The sequence below is a fragment of the Wolbachia endosymbiont (group A) of Andrena helvola genome, from assembly GCF_964028415.1.
Taxonomy (GTDB): Bacteria; Pseudomonadota; Alphaproteobacteria; order Rickettsiales; family Anaplasmataceae; genus Wolbachia; species Wolbachia pipientis.
Genome location: NZ_OZ034779.1, coordinates 1,268,887 through 1,288,356 on the forward strand (window position 1 = coordinate 1,268,887; position 19,470 = coordinate 1,288,356).

Genomic DNA, 19,470 nt, shown 5'->3' on the forward strand with positions numbered 1-19,470 from the left:
ATTAACATTAATGAAAAGCGTTTACAACTTCAGCACTAGTTAAAACTACAGTAAAGCTGTCAAAAGTAACAGGATCATAATACCTCTCATACAATTCAACTGAACACCTAAGCCTTATCTTTTCCTTAGCATTAAAACTAATTTCATAATCATTATTAGAGTTTAGCATAGCAGAATTACGTAATAATTCATCAGCTAATACAGAGTCTAAAATTCCATTAATTTTTATCGTAATGTGTCTGCTTCCAGCACAATCGAGCACTTTCCTCCAGCCAAAAGAAGAAATATCTTTCACCTCTTCTCTGTTATTACGCAAAGTAAACCTTAGGTTTCTTATATTATTTAACACAATAAAATTATTGTCATGATCTTTAATTTTTAGCTGTAATTTGCTCATTATCACCTCCTTTTATTAAAATATCAAAATTAATTGTTGAATGTAAAATTTCATCGTGCTGATCCATAGCACAATTACTTTCTAAAATGGCCTCATTATTAAAACCTTCAATGCTCTTAAGTATCAAGTTAATATGCCTTATAATGGCAAACATACTGTCTATATGATAAGTATATATGTCGCATGAAAATCTTGCCTTTGTAGCAAAATTGGACAGCATATGCAGGTTATTATAATTCACTACACGCAATCTCAGGTAAGGAATGGTGACCTGTTTAGGTAAGTAGTCATAAATGTTAGTAACATATTTCCTTAAATCAGAGTTTGCTTTTAGTGCTTCATAAATGCTACTGTACAACTCGTTTATAGCTTGAATTTTTTTCATAATTAACCCTCGAAAGATATATAGAAACTCGTCATCCCGCTGCTTGTTAGCGGGATCTATGTTAAGAGATACCGCGAATGAATCGCGGTATGACGATAAGGTTTATACCTCGTCATCCCGCTGCTTGTTAGCGGGATCTATCCGTAACGGTATGACGTAGTAGCCCAGTTTGAATGACCAGAAAGAGCTACAAAACAACCTTTGGTTCGCGAAATGGAGAATATACCTTCTTCACTTCAGATAAATGGCTACTTACCTCCGATTCACGATTTTTGTAAAGAGCAGAAACATGCCGCATAATACCTAGTTTTATCTGCTCAGGAACATTGTCATAACCAGCTTCGTATACAACATCAACTCTTATTGCATTCAAACAATTGAAAAACTCAACGTAGCCCCCTACATCACTAAAATAATACTTAAGTGTACTCTTCTCTTGATTTTTAGACATCATTGCAGTAGCCAATACTATCTTACTCACAGGGCCATAGCTTAAATAGATCCTACGAGGTACATAATCTTCATATGAAACTTGCCATGTTTGTTTCACCAGTGACTTTTCCATATGCCATTCAGCGTAATCAGTTGCCATAAAAATTAGATCTGAAATCAACTTATCATCCTGGTCGTTCTCAATGCGTAAAAAAGATTTAACCTCTTCTAAAGTAACTGGAAAAGATTCAGGCTTAGATTTACGTTGCACAGATATTCTTGGTGAAGTAGATCTTATTGACATAATAACCCTCCTTTTTGATATAGCTAGAATAAGTAAGGTTTACCTCGTGACAGCGTGGGGCAAATCTTACTTACTTTAGCTATGCAGCTTGCATGCAACATTAAGTTAAATTGGCGCAGCAACAACTCTGAGTGCTTTATCGTATGAATATATTAAGAAGAGAACGTATTAAAGCTGTTTCTCCTTTTTTGTTGATAAAATTTGAACTTATAGCATATTCAACTAGGCTGGATTTTAGTAGATTGACATTTTGAGAATGAATATTATTGAAGGTGGAGTTTAACTCTTTAGCAAGCAGACTGCGAAATTTTTGCACACTGTCATATGCGATATTTTCAAGTTCATGTGCAAATTTATCTTGAGCTATAGTTGTTATATCTTCAATTTCCTTATTAAACTCCTCTAGCTTTTTTTCGTTATTTTTAAAATTTTTCGTAAAAGTTTTCATATCAATTAAACTCAACTATTATTATGATTATAATGACAATGAAAAACTACCGAAGTAAAAAATTCACACTACTGTGTAACTTACAAATACTTTTTACTACATTCCAGCGTCACGCGCTGGAATCTATAGCAAGTGTACAAATTAAATTTTACAAACACCGTTGTGCTGAATCTTGAATATTCACTTCTTTCAATTCAGTGGTAGGTTTTGGTTCAGCGATGGGTTTTGATATTGTGTATGTAATGCCACCAGCTATCAGTGCAGATACCACAGAAGCTGCAACTATTAATAGAGCAGACAATCCGGAAGCAATACTAAGAGCAGCACCTACTGCTAACATAGCTGCAAGGCTCGCATAGGCAACTTTTGGGGAAAATTGTCTTTTTCCTACTTTTTCTAGTGACACTTCATTTGTTTTAGTTTTGCCCAGTTCACCATCAAGTGGTGTGTTTTCATTCTCCAGACTTCTTATTTTTTGTGTTAGTGATTCATTCTCTTTATCGAATTCTTTCAACTTAGTCTCATGTCCAACTATGCAACTTTTTGATTCTGCTAGTTCCTTTTGCGCTTTTTCTAACAACACTTTTGTTTTAGAATGCTTATTTTCGTTTTCTTCTAATTCGCTATTAAGTGTTGTATTTTTACTTTCTAGATCTTGTATTTTTTGTTCTAGTGATTCATTCTCTTCATTGAGTTTCTCCAGTGCTTCCAATTTAGTCTCATGTTCAGTGACACAATTTCTCAATTCTGTTAGTTCCTTTTGCGCTTTTTCTAATGGTACTTCGTTTTTTTTAGTTTTTGTTTTTTCTAATTCACCCTTAAGTGTTGTGTTTTCATTTTTTAGATTTTTTATTTCTTGTCTTAGTGATTCATTCTCTTCATTGAGTTTCTCCAGTGTGTCCAGCCTAGCTCCATGTCCAGTGATATAACTTTTCAATTCTGTTAGTTCCTTTTGCGCTTTTTCTAATGGTACTTCGTCTGTTTTAGTTTTTGTTTTTTCTAATTCACTATTAAGCGTTGTGTTTTTACTTTCTAGATCTTGTATTTTTTGTTTTAGCAATTCATTCTTTTTCTGCTCATCCTTTAGCTGAGTACGTAATTCTCTTAACTTAGCTTTACGTTTTTCAACCTTTTCTGCTTTTTCTGGAGTTTCCGTTGCGTTGTGTGTTTTGGAATGAGAAAAGGTACTAGGTACAACCTCAGATGGCTGATCACACATACTGTTTAGTCTATCTATTAGGTCTTCATCCTTTATCAATGAGCGATCTGCTCCATGCTTTATCAAAAGCTTTGCTAATTTTTTATTGTCATTTGCAAGAGCATAATATAAGGGAGTATGCTCAACTTTATCTTGTGCATTAACATTTGCTCCACCTTCTACTAGATATTCTGCAATCTCTACACAACCATATGCAGCAGCATAATGTAAAGGGGTCAGTCCATCTTTATCCTGTACATCAACTTTTGCTCCACATTTTACCAAAAGTTCCACTGATTCTTTATTGTTATCTGCAATAGCCCAATGTAAATGGATCACGCCATCTTTATCTTGTGCATTAATATCTTCTCCATTTTCTAATATAGATTGGCCTAAAGCTTCAGATTCATCTACATCAAAATATATTCCACTATCGCCACTATTACTTTTATTTAAAAAGGTCTGTTCCCCATTATATGTAGTATACTGCTCTGGATGTTGACTGTGCAAGTCATTATGTTCTATGCGCTTCTGATTATTGGCAAGTCTTTGTTCTGCCTCTTGCAACTTTTGCGCCATAGCATCTCTTTCTCTTATAGCCTGTTCTTTTTCTAATGTATCATCTACTTTGTCTGTATTGTTTTCATTAACGATTGAGTTTGAAGAAGTCTGTTCATCCTCATCTTGTACATAGATTTCTCTGCTGTTTAGTGTAGTTCCGTTGTTCTTTTTCTGATCTCTTGCATTCCATGCTTGCACTGCAGCAGTTGTGTTATTTCCGTTCACAGCTAAATTTCCTGGAGTTTTATTATTAGGCTGCGGTAAAGTGCCTTGTCTATTTTGTCTTCTCGCAGCTCTTGCCTCAGCATAACGTTGTTCTCCTTCCTCTAACATTTTTATTATAGCCTTTTTACCTTCTACATCGCCGACAATATCCCTTGGAGTTCGGCCTTGACTATCTTTTAGTGAAGGATTTGCGTCATTATTCAATAAAAGCTGAACTATCTCTTGATGACCATGCAAAGCAGCAATGTGCAAAGCAGTTAGCTTAGACTTAGCTTCATCAAGTTCATATATTGGTTCATTAACTTTTGCTTCCTTTGCTAGTAGGAGTTTTACTATTGGTACACTGTTACATTCCACAGCAAGATGTACCAACATATAATTTACAATTTTGTCTGAATCTAATATACTGAACATCTTATCTATCTTCAAATTGTTATAAGTGCTATATACTATTGAGTCTGCATCTTTTAGCTTATTCCCTATTCTTTCAAGTAAATTATTCTCATTTAAACCTTCACTCTTGCTTACCTCATTTATTATTTCAAAAAACTTTTTCTTTTCCATTGCCGTAACCTTTCCTCTCAATTTATTTATTATTGCTGAACCATCTCACAAAAAAGTTAAGTTTGTCGAAATTCCATGTTTGATCTAAAAATTAGTCATAAACATTTTCTATGCAAGTAGCTGACACTGGTTCATTCTATAATGGTGTCACAGCAGTCCTACATCATGCCACCGCGAACCGTCATACCACGATTCATTCGCGGTATCTCATCCGCTAACTGTTCTCCCTCATCATACCGTCACGGTATCTCCAGATCCCGCTAACAAGTAGCGGGATGACGAGCTTATCTTCATGCCGCCACGAACCGTCATACCGCCGCGGCGCTAACAAGAGATCCCGCTAACAAGCAGCGGGATGACGAGCTTATCTTCATGCCGCCACGAACCGTCATACCGCCGCGGCGCTAACAAGAGATCCCGCTAACACGTAGGGGAATGACGAGGTCATGCCGCCGCAAACCGTCATACCGCCGCGGTATCTCTTAGCCGCTAACACGTAGCGGGATGACGGTTGTCGTTTAGCCATAAATATTAAGAAATTTACCAAATAAAAAAAAAGGCAAAAGAAGCCCTGGGGTTATTATCTGCTTTAAAATATTGGCGTTTTTTATGTTTTAAACGCTTGACAAGCAAGATTTAGCTGCTTTTAATTGCAACTAACCTACGCTGCAAATGTTTAAGAAATTTACTAAGCAGAAAAAAAGACAAAGAATCCCCGAGTTAGCTAGTCTTTTACTATCTCTGTCGAGTATTGGCATTTTTTGATGTCTTGTAACGCTTTATAAGCGCGTTCAGCTTATTTAGATAAAAATCTAGATGTAGATGAAGTTTTGTAAAGACATACAGTATCTATATACTGCAAAAAATTGAACATAAGACGCCGATACATTAAGTAATCCTTACCTTTTAATCTGCAGATTGGCGAAAGCAAATACAATAGCTTCAGTTTCATGATAAGGGGGCTGGCGAGGTTTGTCAAGCAAGTTTTTTGTTTCTGCGGACTACCTAGATTAATATTATATAGAAGGTTTGCTGCCAATAAAGCCTAAACTTACCAAATACATTTCTGTAGATTCAGATCTACTTGACTTTGGTTTAAAGTATTTTACTGTTTTAAACATTTTTTTTAGCTCGTTACAAAAATCTTTGTCAGATTCTCCTTGGAAAATTTTTACTACAAACGTGCCACCATGACTCAAGAAATGCTTTGCAAAATTGAGCGCTGCTTCGCATAAAAGCATAATTCTGATATGATCCAACGATTTTAAACCACAAGATTCGGGCGCCATGTCAGATAAAATTACATCAAATTTTTGATCCTTGAATTTTTCTCTTAAAATTTCAAACTCATTGATAATATCACATTGTATAAACTCTACTCCATTAATTGCATTCATTGGTTTTATGTCAAGAGCAACCACATTTGCACCTTTCTGAGATGCAACTTGTGACCATCCACCAGGAGAAGCACCAAGATCAATAATTTTTTGCCCTTCTTGGAATAATTTAAATTTGTTATCCATTTCTACCAGCTTATATGCTGAGCGTGACCTATAACCATCCTTGCTAGTTTTTTGCACATACTGATCATTCAAATGACGATGTAGCCACCTTGTTGAAGATAGTTTTCTGCCTCTAGCCGTCTTTACTCTAGTTTTTATTGCTAATACCCTACTTATTATTAATTATATCTTTAAGCTCTTTTTCAACTACTTCTTTTACCAGTGCATGTAGATATTTATTCAGCCATTCTGAGAGCTGAGGTTTTAAAAGAGATGTAACTAATTCTTCAACAGTAAGGTTCGCTTTTTTTTGTTGTTTATGCTGTAATTCGTTTTGCATTTTTCCAAGCAACGCTTTGATCTCTTCCATATTCTCTTTTAAAATTAGATGATCGTTATTTTGCGCTTGTAAGCCGCTATTACTCGCTTTGTTATTACTCATTTGGATATTATCGTACAAATAAATATCTTTTTTTTCTTCTGAATTGTAGCTATGGCCATTAAATTGGTTATTGTTGCAAGCCATTTCCTCACTTTGGTCATCATTATCAATGTCCTCTTTTTCATTATTTTCTTTTTTGCCATCTTCTTTTATTTCTTCTGGATACTCTTCCTCAAGGTATAGCACATCATCATTTTCATCCTTTATTTCTGCTTTATCGTTACTCGCGTTTTTACCCGATATAGCTTTTTTTATATCTTCTAGGATATCTTTTACAGATTGATTACCTTGTTCATCATGCATAGTGCTAATACCATTAAATTTAGAGGTTTATACTATTTATCATAAAAAGCAAGTTGTAAACACTAATCACATAATTGCTTTTTGCTTCAACTAAGTCTGAACGTGCTTTAAATAATGCATCTTCAGTGTCCAAAAGGTCAGATGTACTCTTTAAATTTAAGTTTACTTCTTGCTCAACTCCTTCCAATGCTAGAGCTGCTGCTTTTTCCGCTTCTTGACTTGCTTTGATAATGGCCTTTGCTGTCAACACATTATTCCAAGCATTTACAACTGCTTGTTCTATATTTTTTACCGTTTCATAATAATCGTAGGTAGATTTTTTTGCATCCATTTTAGCTTTACTGACACCAAAAGCATTAACTCCTCTCTTAAAGATTGGAACATCAAGAGTAAAAACTACATGAACATTTTCTAATAGTTTGTCTACCTTCATACCATCCTCCCCAAAATTTTTGCTTGCACTTAGATTTAAAGAAGGAAGCCACTTAGAGCTTTCAGCAATCACTTCCATTCCGGCTGCTCTTTTTTGATAAACTGCTGCTTTTAGAGATAAATTATTGGTTTTTGCTAACTGTAAACATTCATTTAGCTCTGGAACAGAAGGTAGTTTATCATTAGCTTCAGAAAGGTCATCAGCATCTTCGCCAATCAAATGATAATAAGCAATATTTACCAACTTTAATTTACCTTCAGCATCAACTCTTTCGGATATAGAAGACGAAAATTTTGCTTTTGCTAACAAAACTTCAGCATTGGTTACCTCTCCAAGGGAAAAGCGTTTTTTCATAGCTGACAAATGTTCCAAAGAAACGCGTTCTTTATGTTCTCTGAGCTTTAATATTTCTGTCTTTTGTAAAACATTAACATATGCTTTCACAGCATTAAGTGCAAGCTCTTGTTTTAATTGCTGAAATCGCATCTTTTCTGCTTTGAGAAGATGGCTTGATCGACTGAATGTGGCAAAGGTACCACCGCCATCGATTAATTTCTGGCGCAATGTAAGTTTTTTTTCAGATGTATCAAGATTAAAGTTACTATCGAAATTGTATTGCAAATTAATGTCAGGTAAAAATCCAGCTAACCCAGAAGATTTATAGTGTTTTTCTGCGCTTTTATATTGGTAAAATTGAGACTTTATTTTTGAGCTATTTTTGATGGCTTTGCTTATCACTTCTCCCACATCGGTTGCATAGCAACTTATAGTATTAAAAATGATCGCAAGTGTGATAATCAATCGAAACATTCTAATTCCTATGCATATTGGTTGCGCAGCTCAATTACTAACATAAATTACTTTAATAATCAATAACTAATATTGTTGACACTATTGAGAAATTAAGTATATCATAGCTTACTATTGTTGGATCAAATAATGAAGACTTTTTTCTTAAAGGAGAAACAAATCAATAAAAAGTGGTTTGTCATAGATGCAGAAGGATTAGTGGTAGGGAGGCTTGCAGCATTTGTAGCGACACTATTACGTGGAAAGCATAAACCTGAGTATACACCTCATATGGATTGTGGCGATAATGTAATTATTATCAACGCAGAAAAGGTGCATTTCACCGGAAAGAAGCTTAAAGATAAAATTTACTATAAGCATACAGGTTATTCTGGTGGTTTGAAGAAAACTACTCCAGATAATATTTTAAATGGCAAATTTCCTGAGCGTGTAATAGAAATGGCAGTGAAAAGGATGCTTGATGATGGGCCTATGGCACGTAGACGCTTTGAAAATTTGTATGTTTATTCTGGTTCAGAGCATAAGCATCAAGGACAGCAACCTGAAAAGATAGATTTTGCCTCTTTGAATCGTAAAAATAAAAAGTAATGGAGTAAAAATGAAGAGTTCTACAATAAATAACAATGATTGGTCAGAAAAGACAATTAAATCAGCAGTTGATTCGCTTGGTCGTTTATATGCTACAGGCCGAAGAAAAGAATCTGTAGCAAGAGTATGGATAAAGCCGGGGAGTGGAAAATTTAGTGTTAACAAAAAAGGCGATCTAATTTCTTATTTTAAAAGAGAGTCAGTGTGCCAAATAGTAAAAATGCCATTTGTTGCAACTTCCACATTGGATAAATACGATGTATTTGCAACTGTAAAAGGTGGAGGGCTATCTGGTCAAGCAGGTGCTCTAGCTCATGGAATAAGCAGAGCTTTAAGTAGTGTAAGCCAAGATTTGCATTCTATACTACGTAATGGTGAGTTCTTAACTAGAGATTCACGTGTTGTTGAACGTAAGAAATATGGTCAACATAAAGCTCGGAAAAAGTGTCAATTTTCTAAGAGATAGTTATTTTATAGGGGTGTTTTTTTGTAAGTATTATACAAATATTTGCAAAAATGTATGATATCCTCTATTTTTGTGATGAATTTAGTTGACTATCGGTGTCAACATAATATGCTATTTATGTGATTTTTTCAATATTAAGGTAATTTATGAGTAAAGAAGATATAATAAAACAATTAAAGGAAGATTGTTCTAGTCAGAATATAGATATAACAAAATCTGATTTGAGCAAGATTCATGATGCGTTTATTAAAATAATAAAGAATGAGCTGCATGGGAAAGGTGAAATACGTTTGCATGGAATAGGAACATTTTCTACTGCTATCAGTCAGGAAAAACAATGTCGTAACCCCCAAAGTGGTCAGATCATGACTGTTCCTAAAAAGACAAGGGTAAAATTTAAAGCAAGCCAAACTCTTTTAAGTATTTTAAATGAGAAGGAAAAAGCAGCAGTTAGTTAGACATTGTCATTTTCATTGTTTTTACTACGCTGTGTAAGCCGTAAAATACAGCTTCGCTAATTAAATAGTGGCCTATGTTAAGAGCTGAGATGTGAGGTATTCTTGTCATCTTCTTAGCGTGTTTATAAGTTATGCCATGTCCTGCGTGGCATTCTATTCCTAATTTATTGACGTACTCTGCAGCATTAGTAATTAACTGTAACTTTTTTTCTGATGGATTATCACAGTAATCCCCTGTGTGAATTTCTATTATGTCAGGTTTTGTCCCTAGCTTTTCAAGATATTTTAGTTGATCAATATTTGGATCGATAAACAGTGAGACTTTTATGCTAGAGCTATGCATTTCCTCTATTATACTAGAAAGTTTACTGTGCATATTCACGATATCCAGGCCACCTTCGGTTGTTAATTCTTCTCTTTTTTCTGGTACTATACTAATCGAATAGGGTTTTACCTTTTTTGCTATTTCAAGCATTTCTTCCGTGGCTGCAATTTCAAGATTTAGCTCAGTGCTAATGCTTTTTTTTAGGTTAAATACGTCTTCATCTCTAATATGCCTTCTATCTTCTCGTAAGTGTACAGTAATAAAGTCTGCTCCAGCGTCAATGGCTATTTCTGCTGCTTTCAATGGATCTGGATAAGAAGTTCCGCGTGCGTTGCGGAGGGTTGCAACGTGATCGATATTAACACCTAGTTTCACAATCTACCTCAGAAATTATTTATAGATTATACATGTTATTAGGTTTTTTGCATAGTCATTGTTTGACCTTACCCAGAAAAAGTGGAGAGAAAGAAAAGAGTTTTTTTGGGTAAAATAAAATTTTGGAGGATTAGAAATGGTAAGAGAATATACGGCAGAATTCAAATTGGAAGCTGTTAAACTGGCAAATGAACAAAGAAAGGCAGGTCAAACAATTACAAAAATAGCAAGAGATTTAGGAATAAAGGGTGGTTTATTAGGAAAATGGATAAAGAAACACAACGAAAAAAAGTCGGCGGCAAATGCATTTCCAGATGTAGCACCTTATGACAAAGAGAGGTTTGATTTACAAAGCAAGAGTAACAAGGGAAAGAGACATTTAAAAAAAAGCCCTGGCCAGTCAAAAAGAGTAAAATATTTTTTTATATAGTAACTGCTATAAAGTACAGGAATTATGTAGGATTTTCTGCTAGTGGCTACTATAAGTGGACCACAAGAAAAATAAGCAGTAGAGAATCAGCAAATAAAGAGCTACTCGAAGCTATTCAAAAAATATATCAAGTTTCTAAATGTAGATATGGAGCTCCTAAAATTCATGCTGAATTGAAGGCTTTGGGTAAAAGTTGCAATTTGAAAACGGTGCAAAGTATTATGCAGAAAAATGACATCAGGGCTATACTGAGAAGAAAGTTTAAAATTAAAAAACAACAAACAGATAATAGAGCTGTAGCTCCCAATATACTAGATCAAAACTTTATTGTTGATCAACCAAATAAAGTATGGGATTACTTACATCAAAACCAAGGAGGGATGGCTATATTTGGCAGCAATAATTCTCACGTATGGTAGTTAATGAGTAGTGCAATAAATAAACAATTGGTTATGAACTCTTTATTAATGGCCATTAATAGGCGTAAACCTGTTAAAAATCTACTGCTGCACAGTGACCAAGGTTCACAATATACTGCGCAAGGGTATCAATATCTCTTAGCTGTAAAGAATATAGATGAGTAATAAAGGCTGTTGTTACGACAATTCTGTTGCAGAAAGCTTCTTTAGCTCATTGAAAAGAGAAATACTTATTGATACTTCACAACACTCTGCTCAACAAACTAGAACTGCAATATTTGAATACATAGAAATTTTTTATAACAAACAACGTCACTATTAACTATTGCATTCCAGAACAATTTGATGCATCATTCTTTTTGTAAAAAACATTCCACACTTTCTCTCCACTTTTTCTGGGTAAGGTCATTTTTGCCTTGACCAAGAAAAAATTCAGCTATTGCCTTACTTTCTCTTGCAACAACTTCTTCCTTAACAATTTTTCCTTTCTCATCAACGATACTTATAAAAGTTTCTTTTAGTGAGATCGCTATAATATTCCATGAGACTGCTCCTACTAATAAAAGTTTAAATTATTTTTGAAGAACTTATTCTACTGAATTCGTTACTTCGTGCTAAAATAATGGACTCCATCATTCAACAGCAATTACAGTATGTTTACCCTTTTTCTTGTTATTTTTCTAATCTATAGCTAGCGTTCAAAACCATATTCGAAAATACGTTTTCGGATTTTTTTTAATGCTGTTTATTTCATCCTCAACATCGTCTCTACCTTTATGAACTAAGTAGCAGCATTAAAAATTATAACGTACCCCTATCTCTAGAGTTGCATCTGGTATTTGTTTTGCTTTTATACCACTTAGTTGCCCACCCATGGTCATACCAACTGCACCAATTATCTGCGGAGTAATTTCATAATCAACACCTAACTTTAGTTTATAGGAAATAGAACTCAGTATTTTATCTACTACAGATGAACCAGCAGCTTCACCACCTGATTCTGGAGCACCTTGTGTTTCTTCTTCCTTTTCTTTTTCTTCTTGTGAACTATTGCCATCACCATCAACTGTATCACTAACACCAAAGCCAAAAGGTGTTATTTGGAGATATCCTCCTAAACCTCCGCTGACATATAGTTTAACGGGATCAATATCAAGGTCAGGATAGAAGCGGTAGTTTGCCAATAAGCTAGCTCCTATGCTCTTTAATGACTTAATATTACTGAGAACCTCAAGTTCAAATTTAGAGTTTTGGTCATAATGGTAACCAAGAACAACACCAGGTTTCATTTTAAAGCCACCACCCCAACCAGCACCAAAGTTTAAACCTGCATAGTACTTATCTTCTGACTTACTTGCACTATTACTAGCTGCACCTGCTAGAGATGAAGTAAGCAACACAGCCAAAACGCACAATCTCTTTATTTTCATATAACTCCTCATACAAAAAAATATATAATGCATAAGTATATATCCTTTATATTAAAAAAGATATAACTACATGTCAAAAAAAGTATAGCCATAAAATCAGATTATATAAAACGTACTACTCAGGTCTTTTATATAACTATATTTACTATCTTATTTGGTACAGCATATACAGTGCGAACTTTGCTTTGATCGATCTTACTGGACACAGAGTCTATCGCTATTTTCTTCAATTCTTCTTGAGGTAAGTTAATTGCCACCTTGATTGTTGTACGTAATTTTCCATTGATTTGCACTGCTATAGTTACCGTATCGTCAACTAATAATGATTCATCAGCTTTTGGCCAAGGTTGACCTCCTATTTCTTGCCATAGGCTTTCAGCTAGATGTGGTATGAATGGTTCGATTACTCTGATTAATATACATATACCTTCATCAATAAGAGATTTTCCAGTTTTTACGTCTATTTCAGCTATTAAATTCGTCATCTCACGAAATTTTGCCACTACACAGTTTAATCTGCAGTTTTCCAAGTCATCTGTAAGTCCGTGTAAGAGTTTATGAATTTTTTTTCTGTACTCTAGAAGTCCACCCGTAACATTTTCATTATCATAGTGTATATTTACAGGTCTTAGCTGCATGACCATACGCCACAATTTATTTACATAACGAGAACAACCTTCCACGCCATCATCGGACCATTCCATATCTTTCTCCGGAGGAGTGTCGGACAACACAAACAAGCGAGCAGTATCAGCACCATACTTTTCTATGATAAAGTTTGGGTCAACTGTATTCTTTTTCGATTTGCTCATTTTTTCAACTTTGCCCACTTGAACTTTTGCACCTCGCGCTATTAATTCTTTTGCTTCTGCGGGAAATAGCCACTTACCATTTTCGTCTTTATAAGTTGCATGGCAGACCATTCCTTGAGTGATTAAAGTAGAGAAAGGCTCTTTAATATCAAAATAGCCACATTTGGTTAAAGCACGGCAGAAAAATCTTGAATAAAGCAAATGCAGAATTGCATGTTCTATCCCACCTATATAATAATCAACAGGCATAAAACGATTACATGCATCTTTGTCTATTGATTTATCTTCACTACAGAATGCAGCAAAATACCAGGAAGATTCAAAAAAGGTGTCGAATGTATCAGTTTCACGCTCTGCTTGCTTTCCGCACTTTGGACAATCAACAAATTTCCAAGTTGGGTGCTTATCCAGCGGATTGCCACCACTTGTAAATTCTACATCTATTGGTAGAACTACAGGAAGGTCTTTTTCTGGCACTGGAACAGTTCCGCAATCTTTGCAATATATGATAGGTATAGGGCATCCCCAATAACGCTGCCTTGAAACTCCCCAATCGTGCAAACGATAGTTTATTGTTTTTTTGCCTATTTTTTTTTCTTCAAATTTTTTAACTATGGCTTCCTTTGCTTCACTAACCATTAATCCGTTTAAGAATTCGGAGTTAAACATTGTCCCGTCTCCAGTATACGCCTCCTTTGTCATCTGAGTAGCTTGACACTGGGATCCATTGTAAGAATTCTGGTCACGCGCTGGAATGACACCTAAGTGGGCTGAAGAAATAACGGGAATTATCGGCAAATTATATTTCTGTGCAAATTCAAAGTCACGCTGATCATGTGCAGGGCAACCAAAAATCGCGCCTTCCCCATATTCCATCAACACAAAATTCGCTATGTAAAGCGGCAATTCCTTATCAAGAAATGGATGTTTGACGTTTAATCCGGTGTAAACTCCTATTTTTTCATCGTTCTCTCTTTTTGATTTTATTTCCTGGATCCCAGTGTCAAGCACTGGGATGACAACAGAAGAACCATTCTTTAAATCCTGCACAATAGGATGCTCTGCTGCCACTGCACAAAAAGAAGCCCCAAACAAAGTATGAGGATAAGTTGTAAAAACTTTTAATTTCTTATTCAAGCCAACTACTTCAAACTCTATAGTTGCTCCTTCAGATTTTCCTATCCAACGCTCCTGCATTGTTTTGACTTTTTCTGGCCAATTTTTCAAACTTTGCAGGCACTTGAGTAAATCTTCAGCGAAATCAGTAATCTTTAAAAACCATTGGGACAACTTACGTTTTTCAACAACTGCACCTGATCGCCATCCTTTTCCATCAACCACCTGTTCATTTGCAAGCACTGTTTGGTCCACTGGATCCCAGTTAACCCATGATTCTTTTCGATAGGCAAGCCCATGCTTTAAAAAATCCAGGAAAAATTTTTGTTCGTGTTTGTAATAATCAGGCTCACATGTGGAGAGTTCACGCTCCCAATTATAAGAAAGACCTATAGATTTCAACTGTGTACGCATATTATCTATATTCTCTTTTGTCCATGTTTCGGGGCTAATATTGTTATCCCTTGCTGCATTCTCAGCTGGTAATCCAAACGCATCCCAGCCAATTGGATGCAAAACCTCAAATCCATTAGCTCTCTTGTAACGCGCTATCACATCCCCTATTGCATAGTTACGTAAGTGTCCCATATGAATTTTACCAGATGGATATGGAAACATTTCCAACACGTAACACTTTTCTTGTTTACCACTCTTGCTTACAGAAAAATCCCATTTATCTTGATAAAATTTTTCAACACTTTTAAAATCATATTTCATATAAATCCAAATTCAATTACAGTTCATATGCATCAAAGGATCAACCGCTTGGCCATTATGTCGTATTGTGAAACACATCTGTGGATCTTTATCTTGTGTGCTTGATTTACCTGCAGATCCAATTACTTGACCTTGCTTTACTTTATCGCCAATTTCAACATGTATGTTTTTTAAATAGGAGTACACAGTCATGTAATTATCTTTGTGTTCCACTATAATTAAATTCCCATACCATCTCAGCCCTTTGCCTACATATATCACTTTGCCTGGTGCAGAGGAAACTACGTTCGTTCCATTTTGAGCAGCAATTTTTATGCCATCCTTACACATTTCATCAGAAGAGGTAGCTGAACCTTTAACTGGCATTACAAATTTACAATTTACCCCCACATTTTGTGTATTATTGTTATCTTTGTATATCCTATTTATGATGGCTTTTCTACTTTCTTTTTGCACTGAAGGCTCCCTAATTAAATGGTACTCTCTTGTATATTCCAGATCTCTTTTTCCGTAAAATTCTTCGCCTTTAAGCAGCACAGGTGCAGGTTTTTGCAGGCCACAGCCTATTAATATTGCTAATAACATAAGAAATGAGGCTATATGCCACATTTTAAACTCTCACAAAACTCCAAAATTTTAGCGAGACGTAGTGTTTCACGCCTGCTTGTTACTTTCCTCGTTATTTATTTTACTAGTTAAATAGTCCCTCAAATCGGTGAGTTCTTGCAACAAATTCTTTGTGACTTTTATATCATTACCAAATTCTTTTTGCACTCCTTTTATTGTATATCCTTTATCATATAGCATGTATTTTACTTTCTTTATGGCCTCTATACACTTGCGATCATATAGCCTTCTTCCTTTACGCTTTGTAGGCTTAATTTGATGAAATTGACCTTCCCAAAATCTCAAAACATGCTGTTCCAAATGTAGCTCTTCAGCTACTTCCCCAATCGTATAAAATAATTTTTCCTTGTTCATTAATTATTGATTGATTTTTTTATAATTTTTGAAGGCCTAAAAGAAACTGAATTTCTTGCCTGAATCATCACTTTCTCCGATGTATTTGGTATATTTCCTGGTCTTTCCTTCTTTTTCTTAACCAAGAATGTTCCAAATGACGATATTTTTACTATTCCATCCTTTACCAAGCTTGTCTTTATTTCGTCCAATATATCATCTATTATCGAAACAGAGTCTTCCTTTGATAATCCTATTTCTTGGTTTATATCTCCAGCTATCGTTGCCTTAGTTACTGTTGTGTCTTTTGTTGTAACGTGATCCATTATTGATAAATATTACAATACGTAAATATAATATAGCAATCGACTCGAGATTCAGCTACTTTATTTTTTAGAGTATGTCTCTTTTGTTGCATAATTTAAAATACCGGCAACTATCAATATCGCAAATATTGCAAAAAGTGCCATTTTATGATCTGTAAAAAGTGCTAACATTGACACTATAACTCCACTGCCAATAAACATAAATCCATTGATAATGGATGATGATGTGCTGATGTATTTTCGTTTCACAATCTCGCTGCCGACAGTAAAATTAAGCATATGTCCTCCCGCAAAAAACCCGAACATTAACATACAAAAGTACACAACGTGGACTGTTAAATGGCTGTATAGTAAAATAATAATTGAGACGCCTTGCAATAAAGCAAAAGCAGAAATTACATGTTTCCTATTTTTAAATAAGTTTGAGATTCGATCTGCAATTGGAGCACCAACTGCAAGACCAAGCCATAGTATTGCAGTTGCTATACCTGACTCCATTGCATTGAGTTCTGAGTTGCCCAGTAACCTTGGAGCCCACAAGGTATTAAGTGCTAAAAATGTTCCAAAAGTAATAGCACCCACCACTGAAGTTATCCAGATATCTCTTAATTTTAGCACTGTTAATATAGAGCACATTACTGTCTTCATAGAGCTTTTTATTGTGCGCTTTTCTGAGCTGCTTTCTGGAAGTGTGTTTGGACAAAAAAGCGTAAGTACAAATATCAACACACCAAATAGTATTATGCATACAATCAGATTTTTCCAATATGCATCTTCGGCAAGCAAGTTAGAGAACAGTATTTGAATTACCAAAGCAGAAAGGCTTGAAATTGTCTGCACTAGTGAAAACATTAGTCCAAATTGGGCAGCGGAAAAACATATGCTACTTGTGTGAGCAGCACCAATAAAACCAAATGATGCTCCAGTTGCAATCAACACTTGAGACAAAATCAAATGGGAGAAATTGTCACTATTAATAAGGACAAAAAACCCCAAGATCATAGTTGATAACGAGAAAAAATAAATTTTTTTACTGGAAAAAACATTAAACGTTGCTCCACTAAAAAATTGTAAGATGGCGAAAGTCCAAGTATATGCTGAATTAGCCAGTGCAACTTGCGCGATTGTAAGTCCAAGTTCCTTTTCGAGATTTACACTTATAAAGGTATAAATTATCTGCATGTTGCTGAATATAACAACCAAGTTACTAATCAGCCAAATGAACCAAGCCTTAGCTCTGCTTTCCATAAGATTTATTTTTATAAGTAATCTATTAGAAATTTAACACTAAGTCTCTTTTTAAGCTATTGTTTCCTGACTACTGTTATAGCTAACCCAAAAAACGGTTTCCCTACGTCATGCCGCCGCGGTATCTCTTAGCCGCTAACAAGCAGCGGGATGACGATTGTCAGGGTGTCATCCCAGCGCCCCATAAGTGTTGAAAGTATCAAAAATAACGTGATATGAGATGATCAACGGCATGTAAATTACCTCCCGACAGTAAAACAATCGAACGTATAAAAGAGTCATTTAGATCCAATGTGAATTGCAGTAATGCTATTTTGAACCCATGTAGATTATTTTTGATTTTATAAACAAGAAATAACAAAGCCGTAATAATAATCATGTAAATATACACCTTCATGCCATTCATAGTATGGCTTAAAAAGTGCTTATATCCAAGATTTTGCTTTATAAATTTAAAGAACACTTCTATATCCCATCTGCGCCTATATAGCTCTGTTACTTCATAAGCTGGCATTTCAAACAAGTTTGTCAAAAACCATATTTCATCTCCAATTTTATTTCTGATTTTTATTAGCCGTAGATCATGCTTTTCTGCCACTTTACCTCGTGCACGATAAAGATTAACTATTATATCTTCTAAAATCTCTGATCCATCCGATTTTTGTTCTCTTATAACTTTGTTCCTGCTTATAACATCATGTTTTCTTCCTACTTTAACTCTTGTGATAAATTTGTACTCCTTTTCATCAAATTCGGCAAAAGTTCCAACTTTTCTGATTCCTCTATCAAATAATAAAATATCCTCTTTTTCAACTTTAGCTTCATTAATTGCTCTCACTAATGCTATATCTTCACTACTTTCTTCTTGTCCTTTACAAAATCTTATACTTGTCGGCAATTGATCCTTTAATCCTACACTCACTTTAACTTGACTGTCGTTACTTTTACCGCCTATTTTTAGCCCATCTTTTATGAGATATCCCGATAAATTTATGATCGTCGAATCAAACTTATGTAAGTTATTTGATGTTTTTTGGGGTAATAGCTTTTTAATCTTGCTCATCAAATCAATGTATACTCCCTTAAAATATTCTGGATTTATAACTTTTAACCTTTTTGACAAACCACTGTATGTTACTGTACTTTTATCGCTATTCTTATCCATTATACACCTGTTTATTACCATTTCTAGCACTCTTAGGCTTGTTTTTTGCCCCATTAATATTAACTTCATTAGACCTTTAAATATAATCTTGCCCAACAATTTAGTATTACATTTATCTACTTCACTTAATTTTCCTAGCCTTTCTAAATCCTCATCTTTTATTAAATTTAGTACTCTTTCTATTTGATCCATTATTGCCTCCATTTTCTTGCAATAATAGTTCTTTATGTCTTTTTTGTGTTACTTTCAACACTTATGCCCAGCGCCCCTATGATGTCATCCGAGTAGCCAACACTGGTTTCCATCCAAGACGGTGTCATTCCAGTGCTTGACACTGGAATCCAGACTTTAATTGTTATACTTGTAAATAATCTGGTAAAAATAAACGTTCATCTCAAAATGCAGTATTTTTGTTGAAATAGCTCAACTGGATCCCAGTGTCTGGGCACTGGGATGACACCATAGGAGGCTACTTGGATGACAAAAAAAGGAGCACTGGGATGACAGCAGTCCTACGTCATACCGCCGCGGTATCTCTAGATCCCGCTAACAAGCAGCGGGATGACGAGCTTATCGTCACGCCGCCACGAACCGTCATACCGCGATTCATTCGCGGTATCTCAGCCGCTAA

The 19,470-nt window shown here is 35.0% G+C and carries 23 protein-coding genes; 7 read left to right on the forward strand and 16 right to left on the reverse strand.

Translation table 11 applies throughout. The annotated features are described in order from the left end of the window. Positions 1 to 7: 7 nt before the first annotated feature. From ABWU73_RS06615 to ABWU73_RS06650, 8 genes are all read right to left on the reverse strand, one after another. Positions 8 to 397 carry a phage tail tube protein gene (locus ABWU73_RS06615; RefSeq protein ID WP_209473189.1) on the reverse strand — a complete coding sequence of 130 codons (390 nt, stop codon included), beginning with the start codon at positions 395 to 397 and terminating at the stop codon, positions 8 to 10. Beyond that, positions 372 to 782 (reverse strand): DUF3168 domain-containing protein, encoded by a 411-nt coding sequence (locus ABWU73_RS06620; RefSeq protein ID WP_155968841.1) that lies wholly within the window; start codon positions 780 to 782, stop codon positions 372 to 374. Before ABWU73_RS06620 ends, ABWU73_RS06615 begins: the two co-directional genes overlap by 26 nt. 187 nt (positions 783 to 969) lie before the next feature. Beyond that, a complete protein-coding gene (locus tag ABWU73_RS06625; RefSeq protein WP_095742630.1) occupies positions 970 to 1,518 on the reverse strand; it encodes a head-tail connector protein in 549 nt (182 codons plus the stop codon). Positions 1,519 to 1,654: 136 nt separating this feature from the next. Beyond that, positions 1,655 to 1,966: a hypothetical protein gene (locus ABWU73_RS06630; protein ID WP_015588824.1), complete on the reverse strand. Its 312-nt coding sequence runs from the start codon at positions 1,964 to 1,966 to the stop codon at positions 1,655 to 1,657. Positions 1,967 to 2,114: 148 nt separating this feature from the next. Beyond that, complete coding sequence (locus ABWU73_RS06635; protein ID WP_353285481.1) at positions 2,115 to 4,514, reverse strand: ankyrin repeat domain-containing protein; 2,400 nt, start codon at positions 4,512 to 4,514, stop codon at positions 2,115 to 2,117. A 1,016-nt stretch (positions 4,515 to 5,530) separates the two neighbouring features. Next, entirely contained in the window at positions 5,531 to 6,109 is a 579-nt protein-coding gene (locus ABWU73_RS06640; RefSeq protein ID WP_010962344.1) for an RlmE family RNA methyltransferase, read from the reverse strand. Between the two features lie 76 nt (positions 6,110 to 6,185). Beyond that, positions 6,186 to 6,761, reverse strand: a complete 576-nt coding sequence (locus ABWU73_RS06645; protein ID WP_265017836.1) for a PopZ family protein — start codon at positions 6,759 to 6,761, stop codon at positions 6,186 to 6,188. A gap of 19 nt (positions 6,762 to 6,780) precedes the next feature. Further along, positions 6,781 to 8,004, reverse strand: coding sequence for a TolC family protein (locus tag ABWU73_RS06650; protein WP_010082597.1), 1,224 nt, complete (start codon positions 8,002 to 8,004; stop codon positions 6,781 to 6,783). A 129-nt stretch (positions 8,005 to 8,133) separates the two neighbouring features. Here ABWU73_RS06650 and rplM point away from each other — a divergent pair, with 129 nt between their 5' ends. From rplM to ABWU73_RS06665, 3 genes are all read left to right on the forward strand, one after another. Next, positions 8,134 to 8,592 (forward strand): 50S ribosomal protein L13, encoded by a 459-nt coding sequence (rplM, locus tag ABWU73_RS06655; protein ID WP_010082596.1) that lies wholly within the window; start codon positions 8,134 to 8,136, stop codon positions 8,590 to 8,592. 10 nt (positions 8,593 to 8,602) lie between these two features. Beyond that, positions 8,603 to 9,058 carry a 30S ribosomal protein S9 gene (gene rpsI / locus ABWU73_RS06660; protein WP_006279875.1) on the forward strand — a complete coding sequence of 152 codons (456 nt, stop codon included), beginning with the start codon at positions 8,603 to 8,605 and terminating at the stop codon, positions 9,056 to 9,058. A 146-nt stretch (positions 9,059 to 9,204) separates the two neighbouring features. Continuing rightward, positions 9,205 to 9,516, forward strand: coding sequence for an HU family DNA-binding protein (locus ABWU73_RS06665; protein ID WP_010082594.1), 312 nt, complete (start codon positions 9,205 to 9,207; stop codon positions 9,514 to 9,516). On the opposite strand, the gene ABWU73_RS06670 is transcribed toward ABWU73_RS06665, so the two are convergent. Next, entirely contained in the window at positions 9,509 to 10,216 is a 708-nt protein-coding gene (locus tag ABWU73_RS06670; RefSeq protein ID WP_006279877.1) for a pyridoxine 5'-phosphate synthase, read from the reverse strand. The genes ABWU73_RS06665 and ABWU73_RS06670 overlap by 8 nt on opposite strands. Before the next feature lie 136 nt (positions 10,217 to 10,352). Between ABWU73_RS06670 and ABWU73_RS06675 the strand changes: the two genes are divergently transcribed. From ABWU73_RS06675 to ABWU73_RS06690, 4 genes are all read left to right on the forward strand, one after another. Then, positions 10,353 to 10,646 carry a transposase gene (locus tag ABWU73_RS06675; protein WP_010082069.1) on the forward strand — a complete coding sequence of 98 codons (294 nt, stop codon included), beginning with the start codon at positions 10,353 to 10,355 and terminating at the stop codon, positions 10,644 to 10,646. A gap of 122 nt (positions 10,647 to 10,768) precedes the next feature. Then, complete coding sequence (locus tag ABWU73_RS06680; protein WP_094189604.1) at positions 10,769 to 11,065, forward strand: IS3 family transposase; 297 nt, start codon at positions 10,769 to 10,771, stop codon at positions 11,063 to 11,065. Positions 11,066 to 11,068: 3 nt separating this feature from the next. Continuing rightward, on the forward strand, positions 11,069 to 11,230 hold the full coding sequence (locus tag ABWU73_RS06685) for a DDE-type integrase/transposase/recombinase (protein ID WP_010082071.1): 162 nt from the start codon (positions 11,069 to 11,071) through the stop codon (positions 11,228 to 11,230). Further along, complete coding sequence (locus ABWU73_RS06690; RefSeq protein WP_010082072.1) at positions 11,223 to 11,387, forward strand: IS3 family transposase; 165 nt, start codon at positions 11,223 to 11,225, stop codon at positions 11,385 to 11,387. Before ABWU73_RS06685 ends, ABWU73_RS06690 begins: the two co-directional genes overlap by 8 nt. Positions 11,388 to 11,859: 472 nt before the next feature. Here the strand turns inward: ABWU73_RS06690 and ABWU73_RS06695 are convergent, their stop codons facing one another. From ABWU73_RS06695 to ABWU73_RS06725, 7 genes are all read right to left on the reverse strand, one after another. Beyond that, the gene (locus ABWU73_RS06695; protein ID WP_010962341.1) at positions 11,860 to 12,495 is read right to left on the reverse strand and encodes a membrane protein; all 636 of its coding nucleotides are present in this window, start codon (positions 12,493 to 12,495) and stop codon (positions 11,860 to 11,862) included. Between the two features lie 128 nt (positions 12,496 to 12,623). Then, positions 12,624 to 15,140, reverse strand: a complete 2,517-nt coding sequence (gene leuS, locus ABWU73_RS06700; protein ID WP_010962340.1) for a leucine--tRNA ligase — start codon at positions 15,138 to 15,140, stop codon at positions 12,624 to 12,626. A gap of 12 nt (positions 15,141 to 15,152) precedes the next feature. After that, positions 15,153 to 15,749: a murein hydrolase activator EnvC family protein gene (locus tag ABWU73_RS06705; protein WP_006279879.1), complete on the reverse strand. Its 597-nt coding sequence runs from the start codon at positions 15,747 to 15,749 to the stop codon at positions 15,153 to 15,155. A gap of 45 nt (positions 15,750 to 15,794) precedes the next feature. Beyond that, a complete protein-coding gene (locus tag ABWU73_RS06710) occupies positions 15,795 to 16,121 on the reverse strand; it encodes a MerR family transcriptional regulator (RefSeq protein WP_006279880.1) in 327 nt (108 codons plus the stop codon). Continuing rightward, positions 16,121 to 16,426, reverse strand: a complete 306-nt coding sequence (locus ABWU73_RS06715) for an integration host factor subunit alpha (RefSeq protein WP_006279881.1) — start codon at positions 16,424 to 16,426, stop codon at positions 16,121 to 16,123. Before ABWU73_RS06715 ends, ABWU73_RS06710 begins: the two co-directional genes overlap by 1 nt. Before the next feature lie 60 nt (positions 16,427 to 16,486). After that, positions 16,487 to 17,674: an MFS transporter gene (locus ABWU73_RS06720; protein ID WP_141456806.1), complete on the reverse strand. Its 1,188-nt coding sequence runs from the start codon at positions 17,672 to 17,674 to the stop codon at positions 16,487 to 16,489. Positions 17,675 to 17,873: 199 nt separating this feature from the next. Continuing rightward, positions 17,874 to 19,043, reverse strand: coding sequence for an IS4 family transposase (locus tag ABWU73_RS06725; RefSeq protein WP_264329432.1), 1,170 nt, complete (start codon positions 19,041 to 19,043; stop codon positions 17,874 to 17,876). Between the last annotated feature and the right edge of the window lie 427 nt (positions 19,044 to 19,470).

Bases quoted from the DNA above. Each gene is read 5' to 3' on its own strand.
- ABWU73_RS06615 (WP_209473189.1), bottom strand. From the start codon at position 397: ATGAGCAAATTACAGCTAAAAATTAAAGATCATGACAATAATTTTATT.
- ABWU73_RS06620 (WP_155968841.1), bottom strand. From the start codon at position 782: ATGAAAAAAATTCAAGCTATAAACGAGTTGTACAGTAGCATTTATGAA.
- ABWU73_RS06625 (WP_095742630.1), bottom strand. From the start codon at position 1,518: ATGTCAATAAGATCTACTTCACCAAGAATATCTGTGCAACGTAAATCT.
- ABWU73_RS06630 (WP_015588824.1), bottom strand. From the start codon at position 1,966: ATGAAAACTTTTACGAAAAATTTTAAAAATAACGAAAAAAAGCTAGAG.
- ABWU73_RS06635 (WP_353285481.1), bottom strand. From the start codon at position 4,514: ATGGAAAAGAAAAAGTTTTTTGAAATAATAAATGAGGTAAGCAAGAGT.
- ABWU73_RS06645 (WP_265017836.1), bottom strand. From the start codon at position 6,761: ATGCATGATGAACAAGGTAATCAATCTGTAAAAGATATCCTAGAAGAT.
- ABWU73_RS06650 (WP_010082597.1), bottom strand. From the start codon at position 8,004: ATGTTTCGATTGATTATCACACTTGCGATCATTTTTAATACTATAAGT.
- rplM (WP_010082596.1), top strand. From the start codon at position 8,134: ATGAAGACTTTTTTCTTAAAGGAGAAACAAATCAATAAAAAGTGGTTT.
- rpsI (WP_006279875.1), top strand. From the start codon at position 8,603: ATGAAGAGTTCTACAATAAATAACAATGATTGGTCAGAAAAGACAATT.
- ABWU73_RS06665 (WP_010082594.1), top strand. From the start codon at position 9,205: ATGAGTAAAGAAGATATAATAAAACAATTAAAGGAAGATTGTTCTAGT.
- ABWU73_RS06675 (WP_010082069.1), top strand. From the start codon at position 10,353: ATGGTAAGAGAATATACGGCAGAATTCAAATTGGAAGCTGTTAAACTG.
- ABWU73_RS06685 (WP_010082071.1), top strand. From the start codon at position 11,069: ATGAGTAGTGCAATAAATAAACAATTGGTTATGAACTCTTTATTAATG.
- ABWU73_RS06690 (WP_010082072.1), top strand. From the start codon at position 11,223: ATGAGTAATAAAGGCTGTTGTTACGACAATTCTGTTGCAGAAAGCTTC.
- ABWU73_RS06695 (WP_010962341.1), bottom strand. From the start codon at position 12,495: ATGAAAATAAAGAGATTGTGCGTTTTGGCTGTGTTGCTTACTTCATCT.
- leuS (WP_010962340.1), bottom strand. From the start codon at position 15,140: ATGAAATATGATTTTAAAAGTGTTGAAAAATTTTATCAAGATAAATGG.
- ABWU73_RS06705 (WP_006279879.1), bottom strand. From the start codon at position 15,749: ATGTGGCATATAGCCTCATTTCTTATGTTATTAGCAATATTAATAGGC.
- ABWU73_RS06710 (WP_006279880.1), bottom strand. From the start codon at position 16,121: ATGAACAAGGAAAAATTATTTTATACGATTGGGGAAGTAGCTGAAGAG.
- ABWU73_RS06715 (WP_006279881.1), bottom strand. From the start codon at position 16,426: ATGGATCACGTTACAACAAAAGACACAACAGTAACTAAGGCAACGATA.
- ABWU73_RS06720 (WP_141456806.1), bottom strand. From the start codon at position 17,674: ATGGAAAGCAGAGCTAAGGCTTGGTTCATTTGGCTGATTAGTAACTTG.
- ABWU73_RS06725 (WP_264329432.1), bottom strand. From the start codon at position 19,043: ATGGAGGCAATAATGGATCAAATAGAAAGAGTACTAAATTTAATAAAA.